Raw genomic sequence first — 25,268 nt, 5'->3', positions numbered from 1 at the left:
GACGATGTTCCGTCGCTCCACCACACGCTACGGGACCACGCCCGAGGCCGTGACACCCTATCAGAAAGCGGCACAGGCGTGGGATGACCGGATCGGGTCCGCCCGCGTGCAGGCCCGCAACTGGCGGCTGATGGCGTTCGGCAGCCTGTTCCTCTCGGCCGGGCTCGGGGCTGGGCTGGTCTGGCAGTCCGCGCGCGGCACCATCACGCCGTGGGTGGTGCAGGTGGACCGTCTGGGCCAGGCGCAGGTCGTGGCCCCCGCGACAGCGGGCTATATGCCCGCCGATCCGCAGATCGCCTGGTATCTGGCGCAGTTCGTCCACGACGTACGCGCTCTGTCGTCCGATGCCGTGGTGATCCGGCAGAACTGGCTCCGCGCCTATGATTTCACCACCACGTCGGGTGCGCAGGCGCTTAACGATTATGCCCGCCTCAATGATCCGTTCTCGCGCATCGGGCATGAGCAGATCGAGGTGGACATCGCCTCGGTGATCCGCGCTTCGCCCGGCAGCTTCCGCGTCGCCTGGACCGAGCGTCATTACCGCGACGGCGCGTTCACCGGCACCGAGCGCTGGACCGCCATTGTCTCGGTCGTTCTGCGCACGCCCCGTGATGCCGATCATCTCAGGAAAAACCCTCTGGGCATCTACGTCTCCGCCATCAACTGGTCGAAGGAGCTTGGCCAATGATCCGTCGCGCTCTTCGTGTCCTGCCGTTGCTGATCCTGCCCCTGGCCGGATGCGCGCAGCATTACCATCCGCCCGTCATCCGCTACGATGACGCTGTTCAGGCGACACGTCTGCTGGACCCGCCGAAACCGGTGCAGGTGGTGGAAGTCCCCAGACCGTTTCCCCTGCCGGGGCAGCTCAAGCCGCTGCCCTCACGACGCGTCACACATCCGGCCCCCGAAGTCGCCGATCCGACCGCGCGCGTGACGCAGGCCAATCTGGCGGCACGCATCCAGCCCACGCGAGCCGGGTTCATCAACGCGGTGCAGGTCTATCCCTACAGCCCCGGTGCGCTCTATCAGGTCTATGCGTCGCCCGGTGAAATCACCGACATCATGCTCCAGCAGGGAGAGAAGCTGGTCGGCACCGGGCCGGTCGCCGCCGGGGATACGTTACGCTGGATCATTGGCGATACCGAGAGCGGGGCAGGGACGACGAAACGCATCCATATCCTGGTCAAGCCGACGCGGGCAGACCTGACCACCAACCTGATCATCAATACCGATCGGCGGACCTATCTGGCCGAACTGCGCTCCACCCCCGCCACCTACATGGCGTCGGTGTCGTGGGATTATCCCGAGGATGATCTGATCGCCCTGCACCGGCAGGACAGTGCGGCCGACGATGCTGCCCCTGTGGATGTGGGACTGGACCTGAACGCGCTGAATTTCCGTTACACCATCCAGCCGGTGAAAGGCGGGACACCGCCCTGGCTGCCTGGCCGGGCGTTCGATGATGGTCGCAAGGTCTATATCGCCTTTCCTGCTGGCATAGGGCAGGGCGAACTGCCCCCGCTCTTTGTGCTGGGGGCGGATGGCGGCCCGGAACTGGTCAATTACCGGGTCCGGCAGAACTGGATGATCGTCGATCGCCTGTTCGCGGCAGCCGAGTTGCGGCTGGGCGACAAGCAGTCCGAGCAGCGTGTGCGGATCGTGCGCACGGATGGCAGGAAGTCATGAGCGGCGCGGAAGAACGCCGGGATGAGGACGGGAGTGCTACTGGCGACGGGAGCGCGACGGGAGCAGGGCCGTCCCCAGATATACGGCTGCGCGCGCAGCGTCCGCCGGTCGTAAAGCTGTCGCGCCCCGTCATCTGGACCCTGGGGGCGGTTGGGATGCTCGCCATCGGTCTCGTGCTGGGTTACGCGCTGCAAAGCAACACGCCAAAAGGACCGGTTCAGGCGGCACAGGATACCGACGCGCGCGCCTCGGCCGACGGGCTGTCGGCTTTGCCCAGCGACTATACCAATATACCGAAGCTCGGGCAGCCTCTGCCCGGCGATCTGGGCAGGCCGATCCTCAACGCGCAGCGGCAGGGACGTGCGGGACCGGTTCCCGGCATGGGGGATCGTCGCGGCGACCAGGAGATCGAGGCCGCGCGCACCAGTAGGCTCTTCGCGCAGATTGAGGTCCGGGAGGGGCAGGGCACACAGGCGGTGGCGGTCCCGGGACAGACCGTGTCCGGAGCGCAGGCATCATCGGTAGGAACCGATCAGCAGCCTGGCAATCGCGCCTTTCTGGCAGGCCAGCCGGACCGTGCGACGGTCAGCCCGGACCGGATTATGTCGCCTGCGTCCCCATATATCCTTCAGGCAGGAACGGTCATCGCCGGAGCATTGAATACGAAGGTCAGTTCCGACCTGCCGGGTCAGATCGTGGGCCATGTGACCCAGAACGTCTATGACAGCCCGACCGGGCGGTATCTTCTGATCCCGCAGGGCAGTACCCTGTTCGGGGCCTATAATAACAGCGTCTCCTTCGGACAGCAGCGCACGCAGATCATCTGGACGCGGCTGATCTTCCCGAACGACGAGAGCTTAGTACTGGAGAAACTGCCCGGCGGTGACGCGGCCGGTCAGTCCGGCCTTTCCGATGAGGTGAACAACCATTGGGGCCAGCTTTTCAAAGCCGCGCTGGTCACTACCCTGCTCAGCGTCGGCTCCGAAGCCGGGACGTCATGGAACGAGAACAACCTGATGCAGGCCATCCGTAGCGGTGCCAGCAATGGTTTCTCCATGGTCGGCAATCGTTTGATTGACCGTAGCCTCAACGTTCAGCCGACGCTGAGAGACCGGCCCGGCCTGCCGTTTACGCTAATTCTGAATCGCGACCTTATCCTCAAGCCCTGGAAAGAGAAGGAATTCCGACCATGACGAAGCTGAAGCTCGGTCCGATTGAGAACAACAAGCCCGTGAAGGTCACGCTGGAACTGCCAGCCACCTTACATCGTGATCTTGCCGCCTATGCCGAAATTTTGGGTCGCGGAACCGGGCAGGCCCCCGCTGATCCCGTGCGTCTCATTGTGCCCATGTTGGAGCGTTTCATGGCTACGGATCGAGGGTTTGCGAAGGCAAGAAAGATAAATTGAACATCAGATAAAAAACCGACGAACGATGGTCAGCCTTATAGCGCTGCAACCGCTGGGGATGAAATGCAACAAAATTTCCCATGTGCGCATCTAATTTCCTATTTCGTGCAACAAACGTCGTTGACGAGCAACGGAGGATGGTGTAGATGCATCATGTAATCGAGATTTTGCATCAGATCGGGTTTTGCGCATGGAACACTTCTCAATCATTCAGGCGCTTTGCAGGTCGGCTATGGCCGACCCTTCAGCAGCCCTGCGTAAGCAGGTCGAACGACTGCGTGATGCACTGACTAAGGATGGTGAGGAAAAACAGGCTGCGTCGCTTACGGGAATTCTAAAGGCTGCGGAACGTTTGAAGGAAATAACCCCCAGTCGGATTGAGCGGTCCCGTGCATATCTTTCGGGAGAAACACTTGGTCGAAATACTCCAGTGCCGGTTGATCGTGAGACGGCTGCGCCTCTGGCAGAGATTATTTTTCCGGGAGAAATTGACGGAACTGCGCCCCTTTTTAATGCCACCGTATCGCAAGCCATTGGTACGATAGTTGATGAATGGACAAATTTTGAGGCGCTCGCGACTGTAGATATTCTTCCCGCCAAGACCTGTCTGATTTATGGCAAGCCAGGGACGGGTAAGACCCGGTTGGCTTTTTGGATTGCACGTAAGCTCGATCTTCCTGTCGTTCTTGTGAAACTTGATGGTCTTGTTTCATCATTTTTGGGAACGACGGCACGAAATATTGGGAATTTATTTACATTTGTTAATCGATATCGTTGCATCTTGCTCCTTGATGAATTCGATGCCATCGCGAAAGTTCGTGACGATCCACAAGAGGTCGGCGAGATCAAGCGTGTTGTGAATGCGTTGCTCCAAAATTTGGATGTAAGGCAGAATATCGGCTTCACGATTGGCATTACCAATCATCCAAAATTGCTTGATCCGGCAGTATGGAGACGCTTCGAAATTCAGCTTGAGATTCCTACTCCTGATTTTGAAGTGAGGAAGGCCATTGCTGCTCATTTTATGCCGCCAGTAAAAGCCCCGGATAGCCATCTTCGCATGATCGCATGGTTTACTGAAGGTTCGACTGGAGCCGAGATTGAATCACTGGTTCGCACATACAAAAAGGCAACAACGGTGCGAGAAGAGGATCGACCGGGTTTGCTGGATACGCTGCGACAGTTCGCAACACTCAATGCAGCGCGTATTCAAAGTGAGCGTCGCGCACTGCTATTCGGTGAACCAGTTCATCTCTTCAGGGCCATGCGTGATGATCCCATCCAGGGGTTTTCAATGGCCGATATCGGCGACATCGCAGGCAAAGATAAATCGACTGTCAGCCGGTGGCTTGGCCGTCAGGCCAACGCAGCAGACGATAAGGAAGTGACGCATGGCTAGTCCCATTCAAATCGTCCTCAATCCCGAAAATTTCGAGGAAGCGCGTGAGAGCGGCGGTGGGGGTGGTCGCAAAGATTTCTATGCGAAGCGCGATCGTGAGTTCGGTGCCCATAAAGCTGCTCTTATGGGGCAGATCGACACCATCTCAGGAGTTCTTGCCTCGCAGTCCCAAGGGCCAATTGGCTATGTCAAAGTCACCTTGAAAAAGGAGGCTTGGGCTAAAAGCCATCGGCCCGTCGGAGCACTTTTTCGACCAGATCGCGTACCAGTTGTTGGCGGTGGAGATCTGGGGGTAATGATCGTTGAAGGTAGTCCCTCCGGGCTGGCTCAGGTTAAAACTGAGATCGCAAAGGCCGAAACACAGACGCGCATGCGGTTAGATGACAAGACGGGAAAAGAAGTTCCTCACCCGTCAGTGCAGAAAAGTGAAACTGGCGCGATCGAGCGGCTCGATTTGTATGGAGCGTCCGATAAACGGCGTTTTTCCGTAGAAGAGGCTGTTGCTTGGCTCTCGAAGCCGCTCACAGGGAGTGCATACGAGGTAGAACTGTTTAATGTTCTACCTCCACGGTCAGAGTGGGACCGTCTTGATGCTTCACACCGTCGCTTGGTTGAGAGCTTCATTCAGGGCTTTATTTCCCTTGGATACAGTATGTCGGTTGAACGGCTACCAAGCTGGCAGCATCGACTTCCGGTATTGGCTGTTCGTTTGGATCAGGCGGGCGACGGGGCCGTGCTGCGTTTAACTGGCCCGACAACTGAACGTCGGGAATTGGCACCTTTCGATTCAGATATCCAACGTCACACACAGCTTCTGGAGTTTCTCGACAATCATCCGTTGGTGAGGCGTATCGAGTTGCCTGGTATGGTTGTGCGCTCGGAGCAGCCTTCTGCTTCCAACCGAGGACGCCCTACACATATGGATTTGCCCGTGCGCGATACACAGCGAACTCATCCGAGGATTGGTATCATTGACGGTGGGATTAGTCCCGCGCTGGCAGACTGGGTGATAGATCGGTGGGATATTCTGGCAGATGAAGACAAGGATCTTTCCCACGGTACATTTATTGGTGGCCTTGCGGTAGCTGGGGCCAGTCTTAACGGTACAGAAACTTGCCCTGAACCCGATGGCGCGGAGCTTATTGATCTCGCGATTTTTCCAAATCAACAGAAAGCAACAGCTTTCCCTGCATATTACGCAGGTGGTCTACCGCAGTTTTTTGATGAGTTGGATGCATCTGTTGCAGATGCACGCGCTCGTTTTGGCGTCCGCGTATTTAATATGAGCTTGAATATTCTTCAGCCTACAGCTCCCGATCGATATAGTCCGCATGCTATTCGTCTTGACCGCATCGCTGAAGAAAACAACGCCGTCGTGTTTGTATCAGCCGGCAATATTCAGCCACAAGATATGCGACCGGAGTGGCCAGCAGATCCATCGACTGCGCTGTCAAACTTAGCGATAGCTAGAAATGATAATTTGCTTCTTCCGGCAGAAAGTGCCCGTAACGTAACAGTGGCGGCTCTTAATCCTCCAGGTGCAAATGGATGTTTACCCTTTGCCCCGGCACGTTACAGCCGCCGAGGGCCTGGTCTGCGTTCTGGTGTAAAACCGGATCTGGCCCATGTCGGAGGTTCTGGCACACCACAATCAACGCTTGGTCATGGCCTGTTTTCCGTTCTTCCTGATGGTACGATCGTCGATGGTTGCGGTACCAGTTATGCCGCTCCATTGGTGGCAAAAACGGCGGCTGTCCTCGATCATGCAATCGAGGGTGAGGTATCTCGGGAAACCTTAATTGGGTTGCTTGTTCATAATGCGGAAATTCCACAACCATTGCGGCCAAAGCCACTTCTGCCTGTTGCGCGACATTTAGTCGGTTTTGGGATGCCTCCTTCAGCTCAGCAAATCTTGGAGACAGACGACCATTCAATTACCTTGGTTTTCGCGTCTCGTATTCAACTTGGTCAGCAAATCAATTTTAGATTTTCGTGGCCAGCATCTCTGGTAACCCCTGAAGGTAAGTGTCGAGGGCATGCCAAACTTACGCTGGTGTCCACGCCTCCGCTGGATGCACGGTTCGGTTCAGAATTTGTTCGGGTCAATGTTAATGCAACATTGCAGCAAGAGCAGGAAAAAGGATGGAAAGGCAGGCTTGACCCTCTGTATCTTCCTTCTACGCGAACATCTCCTGCAGTGGAATCAGTTCTCATTGAGCATGATTTAAAATGGAGCCCTGTAAAAGTATTTGAAAAGACCTTCGCACGAGGGGTTGGTCCTTCATCGAATTGGCGGTTGTTTGTGGAGTATTTGACGCGAGCAGGTGAGATAATGCCGGAAGGTGGTGTGCCATTTACTGTTATTCTCACCATTAGTGATCCTGGTAGGGAAGGGACCGTATTCAACGATATGCGCCAGAGTCTTCAGGCTATAGGCACTCAGATCGCCGATATTCGCACGGCCGCCCGTATTACACCGCGCGTTTGATCAGGAGATATCACGTCCAGAGTGAGTTCTTTAAATAGCAACGACAATGTTTGTGTATTGGGCGGCACATGTAATCACCTAACCTAGCTACCTCTCTGTAGCTCGATATTTCGTGTGCTCCTGCGTTACAGCTAGATACGACAAAAGAGAATGAAGCCGATGAACGAATATTCTGCTGACAACTCTAATTTGCAGAAACAATATAAGAACATTCGACAAGCGCTAGCTTTGGCAGCGTCTATAGCGGTGCCGACGGGTGGGGCAGCATTGATCCTCTACGGCTTAGAGAATGGCTGCTTCCCGGATATGGCGCAGAATCTGTCACTTCTCAATCTAACAGTTATTGGTGCGGTGACGATCATCATTATCACTGTAGCTCTACTCTATGGAATGATCTGTAGTGCATGGCTGGTCATGCTGATCGTTGCTTGGCGACGAACGCGGCGTGGCACGCATATTCTGCTTCCACCGGGCAAGTTCGATCGAGTGATCCTCGGGCTTGGTTCGTTCTCGTGTTTCTTACTCTTCGGTATATTGGTAGCTTGTAGCGTAGCAGGGGTATTAGATCATGATATTGCCTATCTATTTGGATATTTTATGATAGTGGGCTTCATAACCATGGCTATTATCGATCCACCAGATGGAAAATGGGTAACAGCAGGCAAGCTAAGCTGGGTCGCAGCCATGGCGGCGATAGGCATGTTAGCAGCTATGCCACACACACTCTCGCCGCTTATGAATCTCGTCATGTCAGTCATGGAATATCGCTCTAGCGGTTCTGAGGCGGTAATCGTCGATGATGATGCTTACCAACAACTCGTTAATCGTTTGGGCCTTTATGGCCGGAAGCCAGACGCATGTGCAATTAAGCTCGGTACACGTCCCATGTGGTACTTGACCCATGGTCAAGTCGTTCTTCGCGGGATCGGTAATAAGACCTTAATTACCGCAGATCCTACATTATCGGTCCTGTCCCTACAGCCAACACAAGTTATTACTCTACCTCGACATGGCCTCAAGAATTGTAATTAGGTGTCATATTATTTATAAATTATATCTTCGTCTGAAGTGACTGTCGGTATCGGGGGCTGCGTGCCCCCGCAACCATCTGAACTTGCGATGCCAACGCATCACAAACATCGGGCAAGATGATCGTCAGTTCGGCGTCATCCGGCTGGAGCGTGATCTGAAAAATGACGGCGCTCTTCGGTATTGGCTAAACGATCTGTCACTTCGGCCTTTCGTGTTTCCAGCTGCTTCATGTCATCAATATTTTTCTGAATTGGTCCACCCGCTTAAGCGCGGGAGAAATTTTGCCGGTTCTCGATCAATGTAGGGCAATTCTGCCCGCATGGTGACCAGACCCGCACTGTGTTCATCCGTAGCCTGCTCACTTTACGTGTGAACTCCGCACAAAAAACTTCCTTGAACACAGCAGCAGCTCCATCAGGTGCACGCACGGCCTATGTCGGGTCACTGGCAGGCAGCGAAGTCGGCTCAGTGTGATACCATGGAACAGAGCAGGTCTGGTTTGATCGCCTGTTATGGGCTGGGATATGCCTCATATCGAAGAGGTATCCATCGTATCGGGAGGAGACAGTGGAATGATCGGTGCAGGTCAGCTGGGCTGTTCTCCGTTTTTAAGCGCCATCTGGGATCGACCCGCGGGCCACCGCCGTGGGCGCCGCGATCGAACGTGATCTGGAAAAGAATCAGGAACAGGATGATAAAGGGCCGGGAGAATTCGGACTGAGTAAGGATCCCGAAGAAAGCCGGCACCAGAAATAATATTCCGACCCCATAAACAACAGAATGGCGCCCGGCACTTCAGTCACAAAAGGCCGGTCTACGTTCAGAGCCGGTTCAGGATGACGACCAGCTAGGGAAAGGCAACCATAAAGCGCAAGTTGTCAGGTTCCTTGAGGCAGGGGAGCGTTGATGGTGACTTTGAGCTTCTCGGCATCGGCCGGTGTCGCGGGGTTGTAGACGACCAAGGTCAGGTCCGGCCGGCCATCGACCGAGAATGTCGAATGTTCGAAGGCAAAAGGGCCGAGAACCGGGTGGTCGATGTGCTTGACGACGTCGACAGGTGCCTCGGTAACACTATTCTCATGCCACATTGTGTGAAATTCGGGACTGAGTCGACAGAGATCCGTTACCAGAGGGATGATTTCGTCCGTTGCCGCGGCGCGTGCCGTCTCGATCCGGAAGGCGCCGACGACATAGCGTGCCATGTTGTCCCAGTCGGGCTGCATGGCGCGGGAACGCGGGTCGAGGAAGATGATCCGCAGGATGTTGCGTTCCGCGGGCGGCAGGGCGCTGTAATCCCCCAGCATGATGGTGGCTGCCCTGTTCCAGGCCGGAACGTCCCAGGTCGCGGTCCGGATCAGGGCCGGGCTGGGATCCAGCGCGTCGAGCACGCGTTGCAGGCGCGGCGTAATGGTGCCGCTTTTGCGATACTGCGCATCGGGAGGGCGGCCGAGACCGAGCAGGAACAGATGTTCGCGTTCGACGTCGGTCAGCATCAGAGCACGTGCGATCCGATCCAGCACATCGGCTGACGGGGCACCCCCACGCCCCTGTTCCAGCCAGGTGTACCAGGTCGGACTAATATTGGCTCTCTGTGCCACCTCCTCCCGCCGCAGGCCGGGTGTGCGGCGGCGTTCCGAGGGAAAGCCGAAGGCAGCCGGATCTAGCCGCGCACGCCGATCCTTCAGCCAGGAGCCGAGCCGTTTGCCACCATCCTGATGTTCGCTCATCCTGTTATTCTATATAATACGATAATGTCACTACTTTACCAGAATAAAGCATGGACCGAGATTTGTCTTCACGAGATAACGGGAGACTTCGCTCATGCGTGTATTTGTTACCGGTGCTACTGGATTTATCGGGATGCCGACCGTCAGGGAACTGATCGCTGCCGGCCATGAGGTGATTGGTCTAGCTCGTTCGGACGAGGGGGCTCAGTCGCTTGCCGCCATAGGCGCTGAGGTGCAGCGGGGAACGCTTGAGGATCTCGACAGTCTGCAAAAGGGCGCGGCGGCTTCGGACGCCGTCATTCACCTGGCGTTTATCCATGACTGGTCGAACTTCATGGCGAGTTGCGAAACGGATCGCCGCGCCATCGAGGCACTGGGGGCCGCGCTTGCTGGCTCCCACAAACCGCTCCTGGCTACGGGCGGGCTGGCGGGATTGGTCCCACCAGGACAGAGGGCGACCGAAAAGGATGTGATTCCGCCGGGTTTTCCGTTCCCGCGCGTGTCCGAACAGGCGGCGCTCGCGTTGATCCCGCAGGGTATTCGCGCTTCGGTGGTGCGCCTTCCGCAGGTTCACGATACAGCCAAGCAGGGGCTCATCACGCCGCTGATCGAGACGTTCCGTCAGAACGGCACCTGCGCGTATGTAGGGGATGGGGGCAATCTTTGGCCTGCTGCGCATGTGCTCGATGTCGCCCGCCTTTACAGGCTGGCTATCGAAAAGGGCGCAACGGGTGCGGCCTGGCATGCGGTGGCGGAAGAGGGCGTTGCGATGCGCAATATTGTCGAGACGCTTGGGCGTCGTCTGGATCTTCCAGTCCGATCCATTGGGCTGGAAGAGGCCCCGGCTTTCTTCGGGCAGTTCGCGATGTTCGCAGGGTTCGACATGCGCGCCTCCAGCGCACTGACGCGCCAGGCATTGGGTTGGGAACCAGACGGTCCGGGATTGATTGCCGATCTTGAACAGCTTGCGGTCAGGGATCGCTGAGCGATCGATGCTTACAGATGCCCGGTTACCAAAATCCTGAGCCACTGTTGCGACAATTGGAGCAAGGCAGTGACCTGCGCGGGAGGCGCCGTCACGTCTGAGAAGGAGACACACTCCGGCGCACCAGCGGTAGGAAGATGTCGTCGACGATCTCACGGATCGCGTCGTCAGAGAGCGGCTGGAACGTCATGATCATCTCGTGCCGGGCAAGATCGAGCGGAAGCGACGTGATCCGGGGGGTGAGGCGGGCCGGGTCGATCTCTCCCCGTTCGATGGCTCGGCCGATGACGGCATGAAATTGGCTGCCATCTACGATGCGCGCCCGTATGTCGGCAAAGCTTGACCGTTCGGAGACAAGATCTTTCTGCATGTCGAAGAACAGTTGCAGGTCTCGGGACCCGGCACGATCCGACATGCACCGCAGAAGCAAGCGGAGTTCGTCCCGTAGGCTGCCCATATCCGGAATGACGATATTGGCCCGCGCGAATTGCTGTGTGAGGGCGGCCGTGGCGAGCGCTGTGCGGCTGGGCCAGCGCCGGTGCAGCACCGGGCGGCTGGTTTCCGCACGGCGCGCGACGTTCTCCATCGTCAGCCCCTCATAACCGCGTTCCATTAATTCGGCCCAGGCGGCCTCAAGGATTGCCTCCTCCAGCGCCGCCCCACGTCGACGTGTCTGCCCTCGAACGCTCATGGTGATCCGTTAAGATGCATTGAGAATCTTATTGCCTCTCTTTGCGCGCCCTATAAGATGCGCGAGGAATCTTATCTATGAGTGGATATCATGAGCACGCCAACGATTCCAGAGGGTCGCCGATCTGTCCTTATCTCCGGCGCGAGCATCGCGGGACCAGCGCTCGCCTTCTGGCTCGACCGTTACGGGTTCGACGTGACGGTGGTCGAGCGGGCATCGTCCCTCCGGATCGGCGGATACCCGATCGACGTTCGCGGCACGGCGATCGACGTAATCGAGCGGATGGGCTTGTTGCCCGAAATACGAGCTGCGCATATTGCCTCCCGCGCGATGACCTTCGTGGATGGAGCCGGAAAAATTATCGGCAGCGTACCGATCTATGAGGCGATCGGCAGCGACACCGAACGTGATGTCGAACTGCCGCGCGGCACTCTGGCAACGTTGCTCCATGGAGCGAACCGTGACGGGAGCGTCGCGTACCGTTTCAACGACTCACTCGATACCCTCCATGATGACGGTAAGGGTGTCGATGTCGGGTACGCCAGTGGTCGAAAGGCACGATACGATATCGTCATCGGCGCGGACGGGCTGCACTCACGAACGCGTCGTCTGGTTTTCGGCTCCGAGGAGTCGTTCAACCGTTCTCTCGGTTTCTGCTTCAATCTCTTTTCCATGCCCAATGACAAAGGCTTGTCGCATAGCGGGATCGTGCATGCCGAAGCAGGACGGACGGCCGCTATCTGGGCGGTTCAGGACAGCCCAAAGGTCTTCGGTTTTCTTGCTTTTGCGACGGACGAAGCGCCGGTTTCCGCCAGTCGTGACGTGGAAGAGCAGATCGGGCGTACGCGGGCTGCCTTCGCCGGCATGGGCTGGGAGGTTCCGCGTCTGCTCGACGCGATGGCGCAGGCAGACGATCTGTATTTCGATTCCGTCAGCCAGATCCGCATGCCGCATTGGTCAAAAGGGCGCGTGGCATTGGTGGGCGACGCCGCGTTCGCGCCCTCTTTCCGTTCTGGACAAGGCACCAGCCTGGCACTGGTGGGCGCGTATGTGCTGGCAGGCGAACTGGCTTCGCATGACGATCCGCAAGACGCGTTCGCAGCCTACGAGCGCCTTGCGCGGCCCTTTGTCGAGGCGAACCAGGGACTGGCCACCGCCGATAACGGGGCGTTCTTCCTGCCCAGAACGCAGAAGGATATCGAGACACGCGACCGGGTCCTCGCCGAAATCGCGCGGAGCGGGACGGTCGGCCTATTCGATGACACTAAACAGGCAGTGCATAGTGCGCTGTGCCTGCCAGACTATGCGTCAGTCACGCGATAGAGATACTCCCCGCGAGAAGTGGCGCGTGTGAGGCCAGCCTGCGGGATATGAATTCGGTGAAGAGCCGCACGCGCTTCGTCCGGCGTGTCTCCCCCTGCGTGAGAAGCCAGAGTGTTCCATGCCCGTGCAGGTCGGTGCCGGGCACCCTTACTAGCAGTGGGTCGACGTCGCCGACAAAGCACGGCAGTTTCGTCATCCCGATCCCTTGCCGCGTTGCGATGATCTGCGTCTCAGCGTCCGGTGTCCTGAACGGAACACCTTTTGTATGAATCTTTCCTTCGCGGGCCCAGCCCGGAAGTCCATCGGTGTTTGTGACGATCCAGCGGAGAGGATCGGCCATGCCGGCATGCCACGCGGTCAGGTGAGCGCGCGACATATAGATGGCGCTGGACAATTCGGGCCCTGGAAGGCCGTGAAGATTGGGCGGCAGTGTTTCCCGGTTCAGTACGATACGGATCGCGACGTCGGCTTCCCGGTTCGTCAGGTTCGCGACCGCGCCGGTAGGTAGGATCTCCATCTCAATGTCTGGATACATGCGGGCAAAATCGGCAAGATCCGGCATCAGCAGATGTGTTGAGAGGAACGGAGGCAGTGTCACGCGTAAAAGCCCGCGTACGCTCTGGTCGCGACCGAAAACACGTGTCTCCAATTGGCGCAACGAGGCTTCCATCTGGTTCGCGAACTCGAGGATCTCTTCGCCCGCTGCCGTCAGGCGATAGCCCGTAGGCAGCTTTTCGAACATGTGCGTCCCGAGTTGTTCCTCAAGCTGAGCGATCCGCCGCAGTACAGTTGAATGGTTTACCCCCAGATGCTCGGAGGCAGAACGTACCGAGCCTCTGCGCGCGACGGCCAGGAAATAGCGAACATCGTCCCAATCGATCATGGTGCACTCCGGCACCGTACGGTGCGCCCTCCAAAGTCCATATCTACCACATCGTGCGCCTTGATGAGCCGTCTTCATAGCATGTAGCGGGCAGTTTTCCTCAGCTTTCAAGTGGCCATTACCGATCGTTCGCCCAAGATTGATCTACTGCCCGGATCGATTTCGCACCACCGATATGCGCGTTTTCGCACTCAACGCCTCACTCCAGCGGACCCATGTTGAGACTCTCGGGACCCTCCCCGAACGATCAACGATGAAGTCTGAAGGAAAAAGTCATGGGAAAACTCGAAGGCAAGGTTGCCGTCATCACAGGCGGATCAAGCGGCCTGGCGCTGGCAAGTCAAGCGTTTCGTTGAAGAAGGCGCCTATGTGTTCATCACGGGGCGGAAGCAGGGGATGCTGGACGAGGCCGTCAGGCTGATCGGCCGGAACGTGACCGGCGTGCGCGGCGACGCGGCCAATCTCGACGACCTCGACCGCTTGTTCGATACGGTCAAGCGGGAAAAAGGCAGGATCGACGTCCTGTACGCAAGCGCCGGCACAGGCGAAGCCCTCCCGATGGGCGAGATTACCGAGCGGCACTTCGATACGACCTTCAACCTGAATGCGCGGGGCACGCTGTTCACGGTCCAGAAGGCCTTGCCGCTGTTCAACGACGGTGGGTCAATCTTCATGACGGGGTCGGTTGCGTCGATCAAAGGTTTTCCTGGTTACAGCGTGTATGCGGCGAGCAAGGCGACACTGCACGCCTTCGCGCGCGGGTGGCTGAACGAATTAAAGGGCCGGAACATCCGGGTAAACGTGCTGCATCCGGGGCCGATCGCCACCCCGATGCAGGACCAGGTTCTGACCGAGGAGGCGAAGCGGATGTTCGAATCCCTGATCCCGCGGGGAACGATGGGCCTTCCCGAGGAAGTCGCGGCAGCTGCGCTGTTTCTGGCTTCAGATGAATCCAGCTTCGTGAATGGGGTGGAGTTGTCCGTCGACGGCGGCTTCTCGGCCATCTGAACGCGCGCCTAATTGAGGGAGCGGCTGACCAGCGGGAATTAGCGTGTCAATCGTTAACGATTTCCGCGCTGAATGGTCGGCCTGCCCGCAGTTACGATGCGCGACGTGACAGGGAGACTTATCTTCACGAAGGTGCTGTGGCATTGCAGGTCAAGTCTAATAGACTGACACAGATGCTGGAAGATTGGTATCCAACGTTCTTCGGCTATAATCTGTATTATCCAAGCCGGAAGTATACACCACTAGCCTTGTTGGTATATTCAATAAATGAGAAAGCCCGTACCAGCTTGATACGACCAATGGCATTCATGGTTTTCAGTGAAGGCCACCAGCAGCGATGAGAATTTCCCCGGTTAGCCAACGAGCATCATCGGACGCCAAGAAGACTGCGATCGGGGCAATGTCAGACACCTCACCAACACGTTGGAGTGGTGTCTGCGCAATCACAGCAAGTTCCCTGTCAGCTGCTATCATGTCTGCCGAATGAGTTCCCTCTGTTTTTGTTAAGCCTGGATTGATGGCATTAACCCGGATCTGTTTTGGGCCAAGTTCTTTTGCGAGTGCCCCAGTGATTGCGTCCACAGCGCCCTTTGTGCCGACGTAAACTGTGGCATTAGGCGGTGTGACGTGAGAGCATACCGAGCTGATATTGATAATACTGCTCCCTTTTCCGAGGTGAGGAACGGCTGCCTGGGTCATATGAATGAGTCCCAGAACGTTTATATTGAATTGTCGGTGGAAATGCTCATCGGTGATGTCGCTAATCGGTCCGAATTCGTAAATGCCAGAGTTGTTTACTAGGATATCCAATCTACCGAACGTGTTAATGGCGCTTGTGACGATGGCTCCAGCGTCCGTCCGACATGACACATCACCCTGTATTGCGAGCGCCTTTCCGCCTGTGTCGGTAATAGTGGCCACAACGGCATCTGCCTCGGGTTTGCTCGAAGCATAGTTCACGATAACTGCAGCCCCAGCTGCCGCTAATGCTCGGGCAATCCCTGAGCCAATTCCCTTAGACCCACCTGTTACAATTGCTACTTTTCCCGCAAGTTTGTTCACAAAACATATTCCTGTTTATGTAGCGACATACAAAATGCTGCTTTTTACCAACAAGGTTGAAAAATATAAGGTATGCCTCGCTAGAAAGCGCAGGGTTGTTATTCAGGTGAGATACTTGATCTGCAGTTAGTGGTTTAACCAGTATGGTTAAGGGCGTGAAACAGCTGGAGACCACCAGGATAATGTATGTACATCATGTGAAGTCGTCCATATTCCTGAAGTCGTGTAGCGTAACGCGCCGCTACCACTTTCCTTTCCGACTTTCGCAAGAATGCTTAAATTGCCAGGATTGATTACAACATAGGTTTGTCCTGTCGTCGTACGAAGCCAGATGTTGCCTCCACCGGCATCAATATCCCCGTATTTCAGGGTCTCTGACACTTTAACGCGGCCGGTTACGTTACCTGTGTCGGGAGCGACACGTGCAACTGTTCCATCAGCCTGTTCCTGAACCCATACTGCATTTTCGCCTGCAACCAGAAAACCGGGATCTCCTCCAAGAGCAGTTCTGTGCACTAATTCGTTGGTTTTGGGATTAATTTTTTCAAGCTCTCGCCCAGTGGGCGTTGTGGCCCAGAGAAAATTCAAGCCGAAAGAGAGGTAGTATGTATCGGCATCGACGTGGATGATTGAAGAAATTCTGTTGTCATGTGGGTCAACGCGTGTAATTAACCCACTCTTGTCGCTTGCTACCCATACAGAGCCGTCTCCAATAACAACATTTGTTTCCCCTCGAGGATTGGCGATGCCGGTTTTTATAGTGGCCGACAGTTTTTGAGTCTTGAGGTCGATGCGGTTAAGTGTCAGATCGGCGCAGTCGGCGACCCAGAGAGCGCCAAAACCGATGGCCATGGCGCCGCATGGATGATGCATAGCGACTTCTGAAAGTTTACCGTTGCGAGACCAGTGCTCAACTCGGCCTTTATTTGTTACCCAGACTGTCGCATCGTCTATCGCGATAAAATCTGCAAATCCGGGAACAGTTTGCACGTGTTCTTTGGGTCTTTCCGGGATTTGTACCGCACATCCCGCCAGAAGAACAATAAAGCCGCTCGTCAGTGCGACTGACTTTGTCCAATAAAACAGACGCATAGTCATTGCTGTTTTAACCTACCTGATATGCTGTTACTGTTATTACAATTCATGTGAATTGTTAATTTCATTAAAAATTTCGTCCGATGAATGTTGTGTGCACTCATCGATAGATGAATGCACACAAGAATTTAAAAAATTTAGAAATTAACAGTCGCTTCTGCGCCGATGACCCGTGGGGCAAGAATACTTTCTGCGTAATAACGTTCGGTCACACCTGTTACCTGTTGGTTGAGTGTGTTGCTCTGGTTGCTAACCGCGGTTATGGCCCTCTGGTTGAAGATATTGTTTACGAAAAATGAGGCATTCCATTTTCCTGCGCGATAGCTGATTGAAGCGCGGTGGGTAACGTAACTCGGGATGCGAGTTCCGTAATCGTGAAGACCAACCGTAGAATAAATGGAACCAGAATACGCCGCCATCCAGTTAAATCTCACACTGCGGTTGTTATCGAGTGGTAGAATGTATGTCGCAGTAATCGAACCCGAATTTTTCATAGAACCCGGTAGACGATCGCCGGCGTAAGCATTTGCGACGCCATTCACAAGATTGGCAACTCCCTCCGTCAGATGAGCGTCGACATACGCATAGTTGGCGGTGAGGTGCAACTGACGCGTAATCCGGAGAGATCCTGAGAATTCGAAGCCATTCGACACCGCCCTTCCGCCGTTCGTCGTGATCCCGACAGCCCCATAAACTGTTTGGCTTGGAACCTGTACGTTGAGCCAGTCGATATGATAGCCGTCGATCGAAAAGACAAATCTGTTGTGGAATAGATTTCCTCTGAATCCGAGTTCAATATTACGAGTAGTGTCGGGCTTATAGCTGATTTCGTTGGAAAGGGCGCAGATGTTCTGTACTGATGTGTTGAGCGGGAGAATGCAGGGCGCGACCCGATTGTATCCGCCTACCCGATATCCCGTGCTATAGGTGATGTATGTCATCAATTGCGGATTGAAGCGATAGGATGCATTTGCTTTCCAGACGATGCCATTTGAGCCCGTTCCTCCTCCAGCGTTCGATAGCTTAATGTCGGGGTAAGTCTGGTAGAGCGGAAGACCTGATCCGCCGCTATTTGAGGCATCGTAGTCAAAATACCGAATGCCGCCTGTAATCTGAAGGTCTTTCGTTAGGTGTAACGTACCTTCACTATATAGGGCACGTTCGGCGGTTTCTGTTTCAACGCGTGATGCGTATTCCAGCTCGTCAGGCCGGTAAACATTTCCAAAACCATTTGCGACGCCCCATTCCGAGAAGCCTGGAACGTGTTCGCGATAGACTGTATTCGTGTTGAATTTGTTATAAAATCCGCCGACTACCCAGCTGAAGGGGCCCTTATGTGTCGATACCAGCCGCAGCTCCTGATTGAACTGCCGGTAATCGTCATGTGAAGTATTCCATGACGAGAACTGTGGAAAGGCCTGATATCCGTAGTCCAGATCGAGCAGCAGATCGGTGTTATCGTATTTTGTGTCGATAACCTGATGTGTAAATGCGGTCGTGCTAACGAATTGTGCGATATGAAAGAGATTGGCGTAGACTTCAGCGCTATAGAGATCGCCACTTCTGTCGACCGGTTCCAGATAACGCCATGGGCCGTCCCAGTTTCCTGTGTTCATGACGCCGGCACCTGTGGCAGATCGCCCATCAGTCTTTGTTTCTTGATGGGCATACGTCAGGTACATCTTTAAGTCGTCATTATATTTTAGCATCAGCTGATTGCGCGTTGTCAGAGTGTGATTGAAATTCACACCGCTATGCGTGCTGAAATTTTCTGCCTGCTGCGCCGAGTTTCCAAAGCTGTTGGGGCCGGCGGGCTGCGGATTGGAAACGCCTGGCTTGCGAAGAACATAATCATAATCAATGTAGCCCGGGTCGTCATAATATCCGGTGACAGAACGGAATGCGATGTGATCTTTCCAGATGGGCAGATTGATTGTGACGTCTTCATCTCCACCAGGCGACGTAGAATGGTACTGACCGAAGACACGTCCATGAACTGAAATGGAGTATTTGTCCGTGTTGGGACGGTTGGGCATATAGCGGATTGTTCCGCCCAGTGTTCCCAGACCGAAAAGTGTTCCCTGCGGTCCCTGTAGAGACTCAACTCTATTGATGTCGAGCAACATAAAGTCAAGATACATTGGCACTTCACCAATATAGACACCAACTGCATTGTTCTTGAATACACCGTTGGTGCTGGTTCCGCTTGTAGAAATACCTCGCATGACGATTGTCCCTGCACCGTTCGGGCCGGAATTGACGACTGTTACACCAGGCAGAAGTGCGGCTAGGGACTTGATATCGTCCAGCCGTTCGCTCTTGATGGTTTCGGCACTGATGGCAGTGATGTTCGTCGGGGCGTTCTGCACGCTGGTGGCGCGACGGCTGGATGTTACGACAATTGATTCGTCGGATGCCGCTTCGATCGATCTGGCCTTGGTAGATACCTGTGTCGTGGACGTTGCAGTGCCGGGCGTCTTCTCCGCAGCTTTTCCCTTATTGGTGCTTGACTGCTGCTTTTTGGCCTCGGGTTGCAAAACAGGTTGAGGCGCCGCGGCCTTGGCGTAATGAGAAGCTGGAGTTACTGCGCATCCGACGAGCGCAGTGGCGCAGAGCAGGCGCAGCTTTTGCGAAGAGATCACTGCCATGTTGGCTCCTTGAAGCATCTGGATAACGCTTTGTATGACTGTGTTCACTCTGAGGGTTTCGTTTTGATATAGATATATGTTGTTTGACGTATCTGCCAGAAATATCGAGGGTTATTCGGCTCCAGGCATGCGGAAATTTCTCAAAAACTGGTGATTTAATGATATTGGTACGATAAAAAAATAAGAAGGTTTTGCAGTTTGCTCGCCTGTAGCGATGTTGCAAGGAATATCCCTGATAATTGGCAAAATCCGGCTTCGGCTTTTAAGCTGCAACATTCAGAATTTTATTTTTTGCTTGCGGGATGGAATGGATAAGATCGATGCCGTTGCCCGGTCGCATCAAACAGGGCATTGCCGAGAGAGGCAAAGGCTGCCGTTGTTCCCACCTCGCCAATACCTCCCGCGTCTTCATGGCTATCGATAATAAATGTATTTATTTCGGGAGTCTCATTGATGCGCATCAAACTGAAATTGTGAAAATTACTTTGTTCTATGGCGTTGTTTTTAATTGTGATTTCGCCATGAAGCGCCGCAGAAAACCCAAAGAGAATTCCACCTTCGATTTGTGCGATCAGACCATTTTTATTGATCGCCACTCCACAATCCACGACGGCTGTTACCTTTCGGATTGTCACCGCCTGCCCGGGCGGAACAAAGATTTCGGTTATGATTGCGCAGTGAGAGCCGAAAGCATTGTGAAGGGCGACCCCACGCCCATGGTTTTCAGGAAGCGGGGAAGCCCAGTCACTTTCCAGCACTGCTTTCTTCAATACAGTGACTGATCTGGGATTATTTCCGAGAAGTCGTAGCCTGTAATCGATCGGATCAGCCTTCACTGCGGCGGCGAGCTCGTCCATGAAACTTTCGACGACATATACATTGTGAGCCGGGCCGACGCCCCTCCACCAGCCAACGGGCACAGGGGTATGGGCCCTGATCCAGCTAATGCGCTGATGGGGGATCGTGTAAGGAGTCTCGATGGCGCCCGCGACCGCATCTGAATCGAGCTTCCCTTCAGGGAGGCCTCCGGGGGTGAAGCGGTCGGCTACGGATTGTCCCGTGATCTGATGAGACCAGGCGAGCGGCAGGCCGTCCTCGCCGAGAGATGCCTTAATTCGATCAAAATACGCGGGACGAAACAGGTCCTGACGGAGATCTTCTTCCCGGCTCCAGATGAATTTGACGGGCCGGGAGATTTGGCAGGCGAACTTTGCAGCCTGTTCTATGAAATCTGTTGAAAGTCGCCGACCAAAGCTGCCGCCAATTATATGATTATGGATGGCAATTTTATCTTCAGGAAGTCCCGTAACTTTTGAGACGGCCTTGCGAGCTCGTGTTGGTACCTGGGTTCCGACCCAGACGTCGCACCTGTCGGGACGCACGTGAACGGTTGCGTTGAGCGGTTCCATGGGTGCGTGTGCGAGAAAGGGAAGCTCATATGTGCTTTCTATGCGTTTTCCGCGCTCGAGCGCAGCGTCAGTGCCCGGATCATCGCATGCGACGACTTCAGAAACGGACTGTACCGAGTTCTGAATGATCTCTCTGATATCACTGGAGGAAACGGTGGGACCGCCTCCCGGAGCCCAGTTTATTTTGAGTGCGGAAAGGCCTTTTTTTGCTGCCCAATAACTGGTTGCAACCACGGCAACATGTGTCGAGATATCGATCACGTCCAGAACGCCGGGGATTGCCTTTGTCGCTGTGGCGTCAATGCGGTGAACGGTTGCCCCCCAGGTGGGAGGCCCTATGACGGCAGCGGTTGCCATTCCGGGGATGCGGACGTCAATTCCGAAGACAGCTGTTCCGTTAACCTTCGCGGGGATGTCAACGCGGGGGACTGGGCGTCCGATAAGTTTCCATTCGGAAGGTGATTTCAATGCAACATGGTCGGGAATATTCTGTCGCGCGGCATCGTGAACGAGAGCGCCATAGGTCGCATGGTGAACTCCGGCCTTGTCGCGCACGGAACCATTCTCTGCCACCAATGTCTCCGGGCGAAGGTTCCATTGTTCGGCAGCTGCTGCGATCAGCATCAGACGTGCGCAGGCTCCTGCCTGTCTGAGAGGAACCCAACCCTTGCGAATGGAGCGGGATCCCCCTGTCGAAAGCGATCTCAGAATTTCGGGCGCAACCCCCGTTACCTCCTGAGGCAGAGCCGTGACGACTTTGACGGCGTCCAGCTCAACTTCTAGCTCTTCCGCGATCATCATCGCTTCTGCGGTGAAGATGCCTTGTCCCATCTCAATGTTCGGAACAATCAAGGTGATCAGTCCGTCAGAATCAATACGGACGAGGCCCCCTAGTGTGGTGAATGATTGTGGATCGGTTTCTTTTGCAAAGTTTTCCTCGCCATAGGCATGACGTTGGCTTGCGAAAGCCAGCAGCAGGCTTCCAGCAGCGATAAAACGACGGCGCGAGAGTGGCTTTGTGATGGTATCGATCCGGCGGACAAGGGGCGATGACATCAGGAATGTTCCTCAGGCGCAGTCGTTTTCAAGGCGACCAAAACAATGGATGCTGGAAAAGGCAAAATCGCTTTTGCTGTGCAAACTGTTTTTTAATGATTGCCAAGGCGCCGTTTCTAAGCTGGTTTGGCAGGAGACGCGATGTCAGCCGGAAGGCGCGCGATGACCATATCCGAAAGCGTGGGAGGGCGCTTGGACGCAGGAACCATCCCGGTCTTCGATGCACTGTAGAGTTTGAGCCATCCCTTGAAATCAGCAATTTTTTCCATTTCAAGGCCGCCGAGCAGCAGTGTCCATTTTCCAGGCATCGAAACTGTCGCCGTACATCCCCGAGAGCATAAGGACATGCATTCGACTGGCCGAATTAAAATTCCGGATTCTTCGGCATTTGCCAGCAGGGCATCGTAAAGCTGACGACCTGGCCCGGGTGCATCGCCGATTTCGGCGGATGAAAGGCCGCGCCGGCATGTTACACAGACCGTCAGTACGGGCTGGACGGCAGGCTCAGTCGGGGTGGTTGAGGACGTGGTATCTGACATGTTCTGCTTTCTCGTGAGGCTTTGTTGAGTTCGAAGATATGGTGTGGAGGATAAAGCCGGAGGCTATTTCCAGTTCGCAGTCAGGATGTTGCCTGTTTTGGATGCTTTTTATCAATCCGGATTCGATATGTTCCTGTGATGGATGTTAAAAATTCTGATTGGTGGGACATGCTAAACAGGAATGCCAGCGGCATCGAACACGTCGCGGGCTGGTGCCAGAGCGTTTTCGTATCGACGCCAGCGTGCGACAGCATCCCGATAGATCGGGCGTCGGACCTGCGCAGCACTCGGAGTGGAGACAGGCGAGGTGTTTTCGTGAAAGGTCAGACAGCTTTCTGACCATTGCAGATTGCAATGCTCCAGAATTTGACGCGTCGTTTCCTCCTGTTTTTCGACAAGATCTTCATAATGTACTTCGAGAATCCGATTAGGGATTGCAGCCTGCCAAAATTTCATGAGCCGGTCGAAGCGGACGTAATACTGGGCGATTTCCTGAATGTCATAGCTATACTGATAATATCGGGAAGTGGTTGCAAACAAGTTCTTAAAATTGCTGACAACTGTATCCATGGGATGGCGTCGCAAACAAATGATGGCGGCATGCGGCAGGGCGCGTGCGATGAGGCCAGCATATTGAAAATTTCCGGGAAATTTATCGATGAAGCGCTTGGGTGTTGCTGGAACATGGGATGCAGCGCGTTCCATGTAGGATCTGCCGATGCCTCCAAGGTCTTTTCCTGCGGCGTAAAAGAGTGTCTCGGGGTCAAGAACATTGCGCGTACGTGTTCCTGATGCGGCTTTGACTGCAAGTGGAAAAGCCTGCAACTCCCCCGCGCTGACTACGTCAGGATGTGAAGACAGAATCCGATCAACAAGGGTTGTTCCGGTTCTTGGCATCCCGATAATGAAGATTGGCGCATCTTTGGGCGCATGCGTGACGGGCGCAGATGCGAACTGGGACCAACTGGCTTCGATCGCGTCAAATATCTCGCCATCGCTGGCGAAGTCGTATGTTATCCGGCGGCGGTATTCCTTGTTGACGTCAAGCAGACATCTGAAGGATTCCGCTGCTTCGCCAATGTCTTCAAGCTCCTTGGCAAGGGCATATCCGAGCAGAAGGCGAGCGTCTGGATCTTGCGTTGCATTCCGGACTGCGCGAAGTCGGGGAACGTGGTTGCATTCTGCTGTTTGGCGGCGAAGTCCGGCCAGTCCGTGATGTGCACGCGCATTGTGTGGCTCCTGTGTCAGAAGCCTTTCGAAAGCTTTTTCTGATTCTGCTGCTTCTCCCACAAAGCTGAGGGCAATGGCGTGATTATAGCGGAATTGGGTATTTTCAGGCTGTATACGGACGGCTGCGGCGAAATGTGGGAGAGACTCAGTGTGGTTTCCCAATCTTGCATAGGCGCATCCCAGTGTGTCACGCGTCAATGCATCGACCCTTTCCCCAACGGCAAGGCATTGTTCCGCATTCTGTAAGGCTGTGCGTGCATCTCGATCCTGGCGGACCATGAGCAGACACCGTGCAAGCTGTGCATAGTATTCCGCAGAGCGCTTCAGATCTGTTGCCTTGCGCAGATGCGTCAGGCCTTCCCGGATATTTCCCAGCATGGCTTCACTAACCCCAAGGAGAAAGCGCGCCTCTGCCGATGCCGGATTCCGGATCGTTTCAGCCATGGCGACTGAGCGCGTATCCATTGGTCGTCCGGCTTTTAGGAGCGACCTTGCGCGTAGCAGTTCTGTCTTCATATCGCGGGCATCAGGATAGCGGTGGAATATCTGTTAGTGGGGAAAGTCATTGTCAGAATTCCACTTCACTCGGCTGATGTTTTAACGGCAATGGCTGCTGCGGAAGCCCGGTTTTCCACGCCAAGCTTTGCAAAAATCTGTTCAAGATGTTTGTTCACCGTTCTGGAACTGATGCCAAGCACCTCACTGATATCCCGGTTCGATTTTCCACGACTGATCCAGAAGAGGACCTGTGCTTCACGCGTGGTGAGGTTGTGGCGTGCGCCGAGGCGCCTTTCTTCCTCTCCGGGGCGACGCAGCAGAAGGGTAATGCCCATCGTCCCATCTGGCATGGGGCCAGTCGTGATACATTCGAGGCTTCCACCTTCAATCGTGCTTCCCATGCTGGCATTCAGTTCAACAGTCCTGTGTTTTGGCAGGGGACTGGATTTTGCCAGTTCAATGAAAATGTCTCCAAGAGCAGACGGAAGGAGAGTATTCGGCTGCCATGATACGAAAACCCCGGACATCAGAGAGGCGGCGGCAGGGGTGTACCACGACAGGGAGCCATCCGGAGCAACGCCAATCATTGGTCTGTGGCAGGCGTCGAGTGCCAAACGCAGGGTCCGGGCTTCGATGGCTCCTCGCAGGTGAGTCTTGATACGTGCAACCATTTCCTCCACCGGTCGGGTCTTGGAAATGTAATCGATGCCCCCGACCTCCAGCCCCCGCAGAACGTTCTGCGTTTCCATGTGCTTGGTACGGAAAATGAATGGAATATGGCTGAGGGCCGGGTCGTGCCTGATCCTGGTCGCGACTTCGAACCCGCCTAACCCGGGTAGTGCGACTTCCATAACGACCAGATCAGGGGACACCGTCCTTAGGGTATCGAGCATGGCATTTCCATCAGGCTCTGTCATGGCCGTCATCCCGGCATGTTCCAACGCATCGGAAAACAGACGGAGTGCCGGTGAGGGGGCATCGGCGACAAGAATACAGGGAAAGCGGGGCGGAGCCCGTCCTTCTGCCTGACCTTTCGCAGGCCTGTCGGTTGAACCCTGATACATTGTAATCTCCCTGCTCGAGCCCACGCAGATTGTAAAT

At 55.1% G+C, this 25,268-nt stretch carries 19 protein-coding genes and 1 pseudogene; 10 read left to right on the top strand and 10 right to left on the bottom strand.

The genetic code is table 11. The features are described 5' to 3' along the window. Positions 1-4 precede the first annotated feature (4 nt). The 7 genes from trbF (at position 5) to JK202_RS01450 (ending at position 8,013) form a co-directional block, all read left to right on the top strand. Positions 5-688 (top strand): conjugal transfer protein TrbF, encoded by a 684-nt coding sequence (gene trbF, locus JK202_RS01480; RefSeq protein ID WP_211557316.1) that lies wholly within the window; start codon positions 5-7, stop codon positions 686-688. After that, a complete protein-coding gene (trbG, locus tag JK202_RS01475; RefSeq protein WP_211557315.1) occupies positions 685-1,686 on the top strand; it encodes a P-type conjugative transfer protein TrbG in 1,002 nt (333 codons plus the stop codon). Before trbF ends, trbG begins: the two co-directional genes overlap by 4 nt. Beyond that, positions 1,683-2,879, top strand: a complete 1,197-nt coding sequence (locus JK202_RS01470) for a TrbI/VirB10 family protein (protein WP_211557314.1) — start codon at positions 1,683-1,685, stop codon at positions 2,877-2,879. The genes trbG and JK202_RS01470 overlap by 4 nt, the downstream gene beginning before the upstream one ends. Continuing rightward, on the top strand, positions 2,876-3,094 hold the full coding sequence (locus JK202_RS01465) for a DUF2274 domain-containing protein (protein ID WP_110581213.1): 219 nt from the start codon (positions 2,876-2,878) through the stop codon (positions 3,092-3,094). The genes JK202_RS01470 and JK202_RS01465 overlap by 4 nt, the downstream gene beginning before the upstream one ends. Before the next feature lie 232 nt (positions 3,095-3,326). Then, positions 3,327-4,493 carry an AAA family ATPase gene (locus JK202_RS01460; protein WP_249199507.1) on the top strand — a complete coding sequence of 389 codons (1,167 nt, stop codon included), beginning with the start codon at positions 3,327-3,329 and terminating at the stop codon, positions 4,491-4,493. Beyond that, on the top strand, positions 4,486-6,981 hold the full coding sequence (locus JK202_RS01455) for a S8 family peptidase (RefSeq protein ID WP_211557309.1): 2,496 nt from the start codon (positions 4,486-4,488) through the stop codon (positions 6,979-6,981). Before JK202_RS01460 ends, JK202_RS01455 begins: the two co-directional genes overlap by 8 nt. A 159-nt stretch (positions 6,982-7,140) precedes the next feature. Beyond that, complete coding sequence (locus tag JK202_RS01450; RefSeq protein ID WP_211557308.1) at positions 7,141-8,013, top strand: hypothetical protein; 873 nt, start codon at positions 7,141-7,143, stop codon at positions 8,011-8,013. Positions 8,014-8,891: 878 nt separating this feature from the next. On the opposite strand, the gene JK202_RS01445 is transcribed toward JK202_RS01450, so the two are convergent. Then, entirely contained in the window at positions 8,892-9,740 is an 849-nt protein-coding gene (locus JK202_RS01445; RefSeq protein WP_211557307.1) for a helix-turn-helix transcriptional regulator, read from the bottom strand. A 94-nt stretch (positions 9,741-9,834) separates the two neighbouring features. Here JK202_RS01445 and JK202_RS01440 point away from each other — a divergent pair, with 94 nt between their 5' ends. Further along, on the top strand, positions 9,835-10,725 hold the full coding sequence (locus JK202_RS01440; protein WP_211557306.1) for an SDR family oxidoreductase: 891 nt from the start codon (positions 9,835-9,837) through the stop codon (positions 10,723-10,725). Between the two features lie 91 nt (positions 10,726-10,816). Here JK202_RS01440 and JK202_RS01435 read toward each other — a convergent pair whose 3' ends face one another. Then, complete coding sequence (locus JK202_RS01435; protein WP_211557305.1) at positions 10,817-11,416, bottom strand: TetR/AcrR family transcriptional regulator; 600 nt, start codon at positions 11,414-11,416, stop codon at positions 10,817-10,819. 90 nt (positions 11,417-11,506) lie between these two features. Here JK202_RS01435 and JK202_RS01430 point away from each other — a divergent pair, with 90 nt between their 5' ends. Then, positions 11,507-12,739: an FAD-dependent monooxygenase gene (locus tag JK202_RS01430; protein ID WP_249199505.1), complete on the top strand. Its 1,233-nt coding sequence runs from the start codon at positions 11,507-11,509 to the stop codon at positions 12,737-12,739. Here the strand turns inward: JK202_RS01430 and JK202_RS01425 are convergent. Continuing rightward, positions 12,729-13,622, bottom strand: coding sequence for a LysR family transcriptional regulator (locus tag JK202_RS01425; protein WP_211557303.1), 894 nt, complete (start codon positions 13,620-13,622; stop codon positions 12,729-12,731). The two genes, JK202_RS01430 and JK202_RS01425, sit on opposite strands and share 11 nt — an antisense overlap. Before the next feature lie 275 nt (positions 13,623-13,897). Between JK202_RS01425 and JK202_RS01420 the strand changes: the two are divergent. Further along, positions 13,898-14,630 (top strand): annotated as a pseudogene (locus JK202_RS01420) (SDR family NAD(P)-dependent oxidoreductase). Between the two features lie 315 nt (positions 14,631-14,945). Here the strand turns inward: JK202_RS01420 and JK202_RS01415 are convergent. The 7 genes from JK202_RS01415 to JK202_RS01385 all read right to left on the bottom strand — a co-directional run bounded on the left by JK202_RS01415 (position 14,946) and on the right by JK202_RS01385 (position 25,231). Then, positions 14,946-15,692 (bottom strand): glucose 1-dehydrogenase, encoded by a 747-nt coding sequence (locus JK202_RS01415; RefSeq protein WP_211557302.1) that lies wholly within the window; start codon positions 15,690-15,692, stop codon positions 14,946-14,948. Positions 15,693-15,839: 147 nt separating this feature from the next. Further along, entirely contained in the window at positions 15,840-16,790 is a 951-nt protein-coding gene (locus JK202_RS01410) for a YncE family protein (protein ID WP_249199504.1), read from the bottom strand. A 134-nt stretch (positions 16,791-16,924) separates the two neighbouring features. Further along, a complete protein-coding gene (locus JK202_RS01405) occupies positions 16,925-19,435 on the bottom strand; it encodes a TonB-dependent receptor (protein ID WP_211557301.1) in 2,511 nt (836 codons plus the stop codon). 284 nt (positions 19,436-19,719) lie between these two features. Beyond that, positions 19,720-21,900: a molybdopterin cofactor-binding domain-containing protein gene (locus tag JK202_RS01400; protein ID WP_211557299.1), complete on the bottom strand. Its 2,181-nt coding sequence runs from the start codon at positions 21,898-21,900 to the stop codon at positions 19,720-19,722. A gap of 116 nt (positions 21,901-22,016) precedes the next feature. Beyond that, on the bottom strand, positions 22,017-22,439 hold the full coding sequence (locus JK202_RS01395) for a DUF1636 domain-containing protein (RefSeq protein ID WP_211557298.1): 423 nt from the start codon (positions 22,437-22,439) through the stop codon (positions 22,017-22,019). A 171-nt stretch (positions 22,440-22,610) separates the two neighbouring features. After that, complete coding sequence (locus tag JK202_RS01390) at positions 22,611-24,185, bottom strand: sulfotransferase (protein ID WP_211557297.1); 1,575 nt, start codon at positions 24,183-24,185, stop codon at positions 22,611-22,613. Between the two features lie 65 nt (positions 24,186-24,250). Further along, positions 24,251-25,231: a DNA-binding response regulator gene (locus JK202_RS01385; protein WP_211557293.1), complete on the bottom strand. Its 981-nt coding sequence runs from the start codon at positions 25,229-25,231 to the stop codon at positions 24,251-24,253. Between the last annotated feature and the right edge of the window lie 37 nt (positions 25,232-25,268).

This window comes from Gluconobacter sp. Dm-62 (assembly GCF_018256155.1).
Taxonomy (GTDB): domain Bacteria; phylum Pseudomonadota; class Alphaproteobacteria; order Acetobacterales; family Acetobacteraceae; genus Gluconobacter.
This window is presented reverse-complemented; position numbering and strand designations above follow the sequence as displayed.

Bases quoted from the DNA above. Each gene is read 5' to 3' on its own strand.
- JK202_RS01435 (WP_211557305.1), bottom strand. From the start codon at position 11,416: ATGAGCGTTCGAGGGCAGACACGTCGACGTGGGGCGGCGCTGGAGGAG.
- JK202_RS01455 (WP_211557309.1), top strand. From the start codon at position 4,486: ATGGCTAGTCCCATTCAAATCGTCCTCAATCCCGAAAATTTCGAGGAA.
- JK202_RS01450 (WP_211557308.1), top strand. From the start codon at position 7,141: ATGAACGAATATTCTGCTGACAACTCTAATTTGCAGAAACAATATAAG.
- JK202_RS01470 (WP_211557314.1), top strand. From the start codon at position 1,683: ATGAGCGGCGCGGAAGAACGCCGGGATGAGGACGGGAGTGCTACTGGC.
- JK202_RS01405 (WP_211557301.1), bottom strand. From the start codon at position 19,435: ATGGCAGTGATCTCTTCGCAAAAGCTGCGCCTGCTCTGCGCCACTGCG.
- JK202_RS01430 (WP_249199505.1), top strand. From the start codon at position 11,507: ATGAGCACGCCAACGATTCCAGAGGGTCGCCGATCTGTCCTTATCTCC.
- JK202_RS01445 (WP_211557307.1), bottom strand. From the start codon at position 9,740: ATGAGCGAACATCAGGATGGTGGCAAACGGCTCGGCTCCTGGCTGAAG.
- JK202_RS01425 (WP_211557303.1), bottom strand. From the start codon at position 13,622: ATGATCGATTGGGACGATGTTCGCTATTTCCTGGCCGTCGCGCGCAGA.
- JK202_RS01390 (WP_211557297.1), bottom strand. From the start codon at position 24,185: ATGAAGACAGAACTGCTACGCGCAAGGTCGCTCCTAAAAGCCGGACGA.
- JK202_RS01385 (WP_211557293.1), bottom strand. From the start codon at position 25,231: ATGTATCAGGGTTCAACCGACAGGCCTGCGAAAGGTCAGGCAGAAGGA.
- JK202_RS01460 (WP_249199507.1), top strand. From the start codon at position 3,327: ATGGCCGACCCTTCAGCAGCCCTGCGTAAGCAGGTCGAACGACTGCGT.
- trbG (WP_211557315.1), top strand. From the start codon at position 685: ATGATCCGTCGCGCTCTTCGTGTCCTGCCGTTGCTGATCCTGCCCCTG.
- JK202_RS01400 (WP_211557299.1), bottom strand. From the start codon at position 21,900: ATGTCATCGCCCCTTGTCCGCCGGATCGATACCATCACAAAGCCACTC.
- trbF (WP_211557316.1), top strand. From the start codon at position 5: ATGTTCCGTCGCTCCACCACACGCTACGGGACCACGCCCGAGGCCGTG.
- JK202_RS01410 (WP_249199504.1), bottom strand. From the start codon at position 16,790: ATGACTATGCGTCTGTTTTATTGGACAAAGTCAGTCGCACTGACGAGC.
- JK202_RS01440 (WP_211557306.1), top strand. From the start codon at position 9,835: ATGCGTGTATTTGTTACCGGTGCTACTGGATTTATCGGGATGCCGACC.
- JK202_RS01395 (WP_211557298.1), bottom strand. From the start codon at position 22,439: ATGTCAGATACCACGTCCTCAACCACCCCGACTGAGCCTGCCGTCCAG.
- JK202_RS01465 (WP_110581213.1), top strand. From the start codon at position 2,876: ATGACGAAGCTGAAGCTCGGTCCGATTGAGAACAACAAGCCCGTGAAG.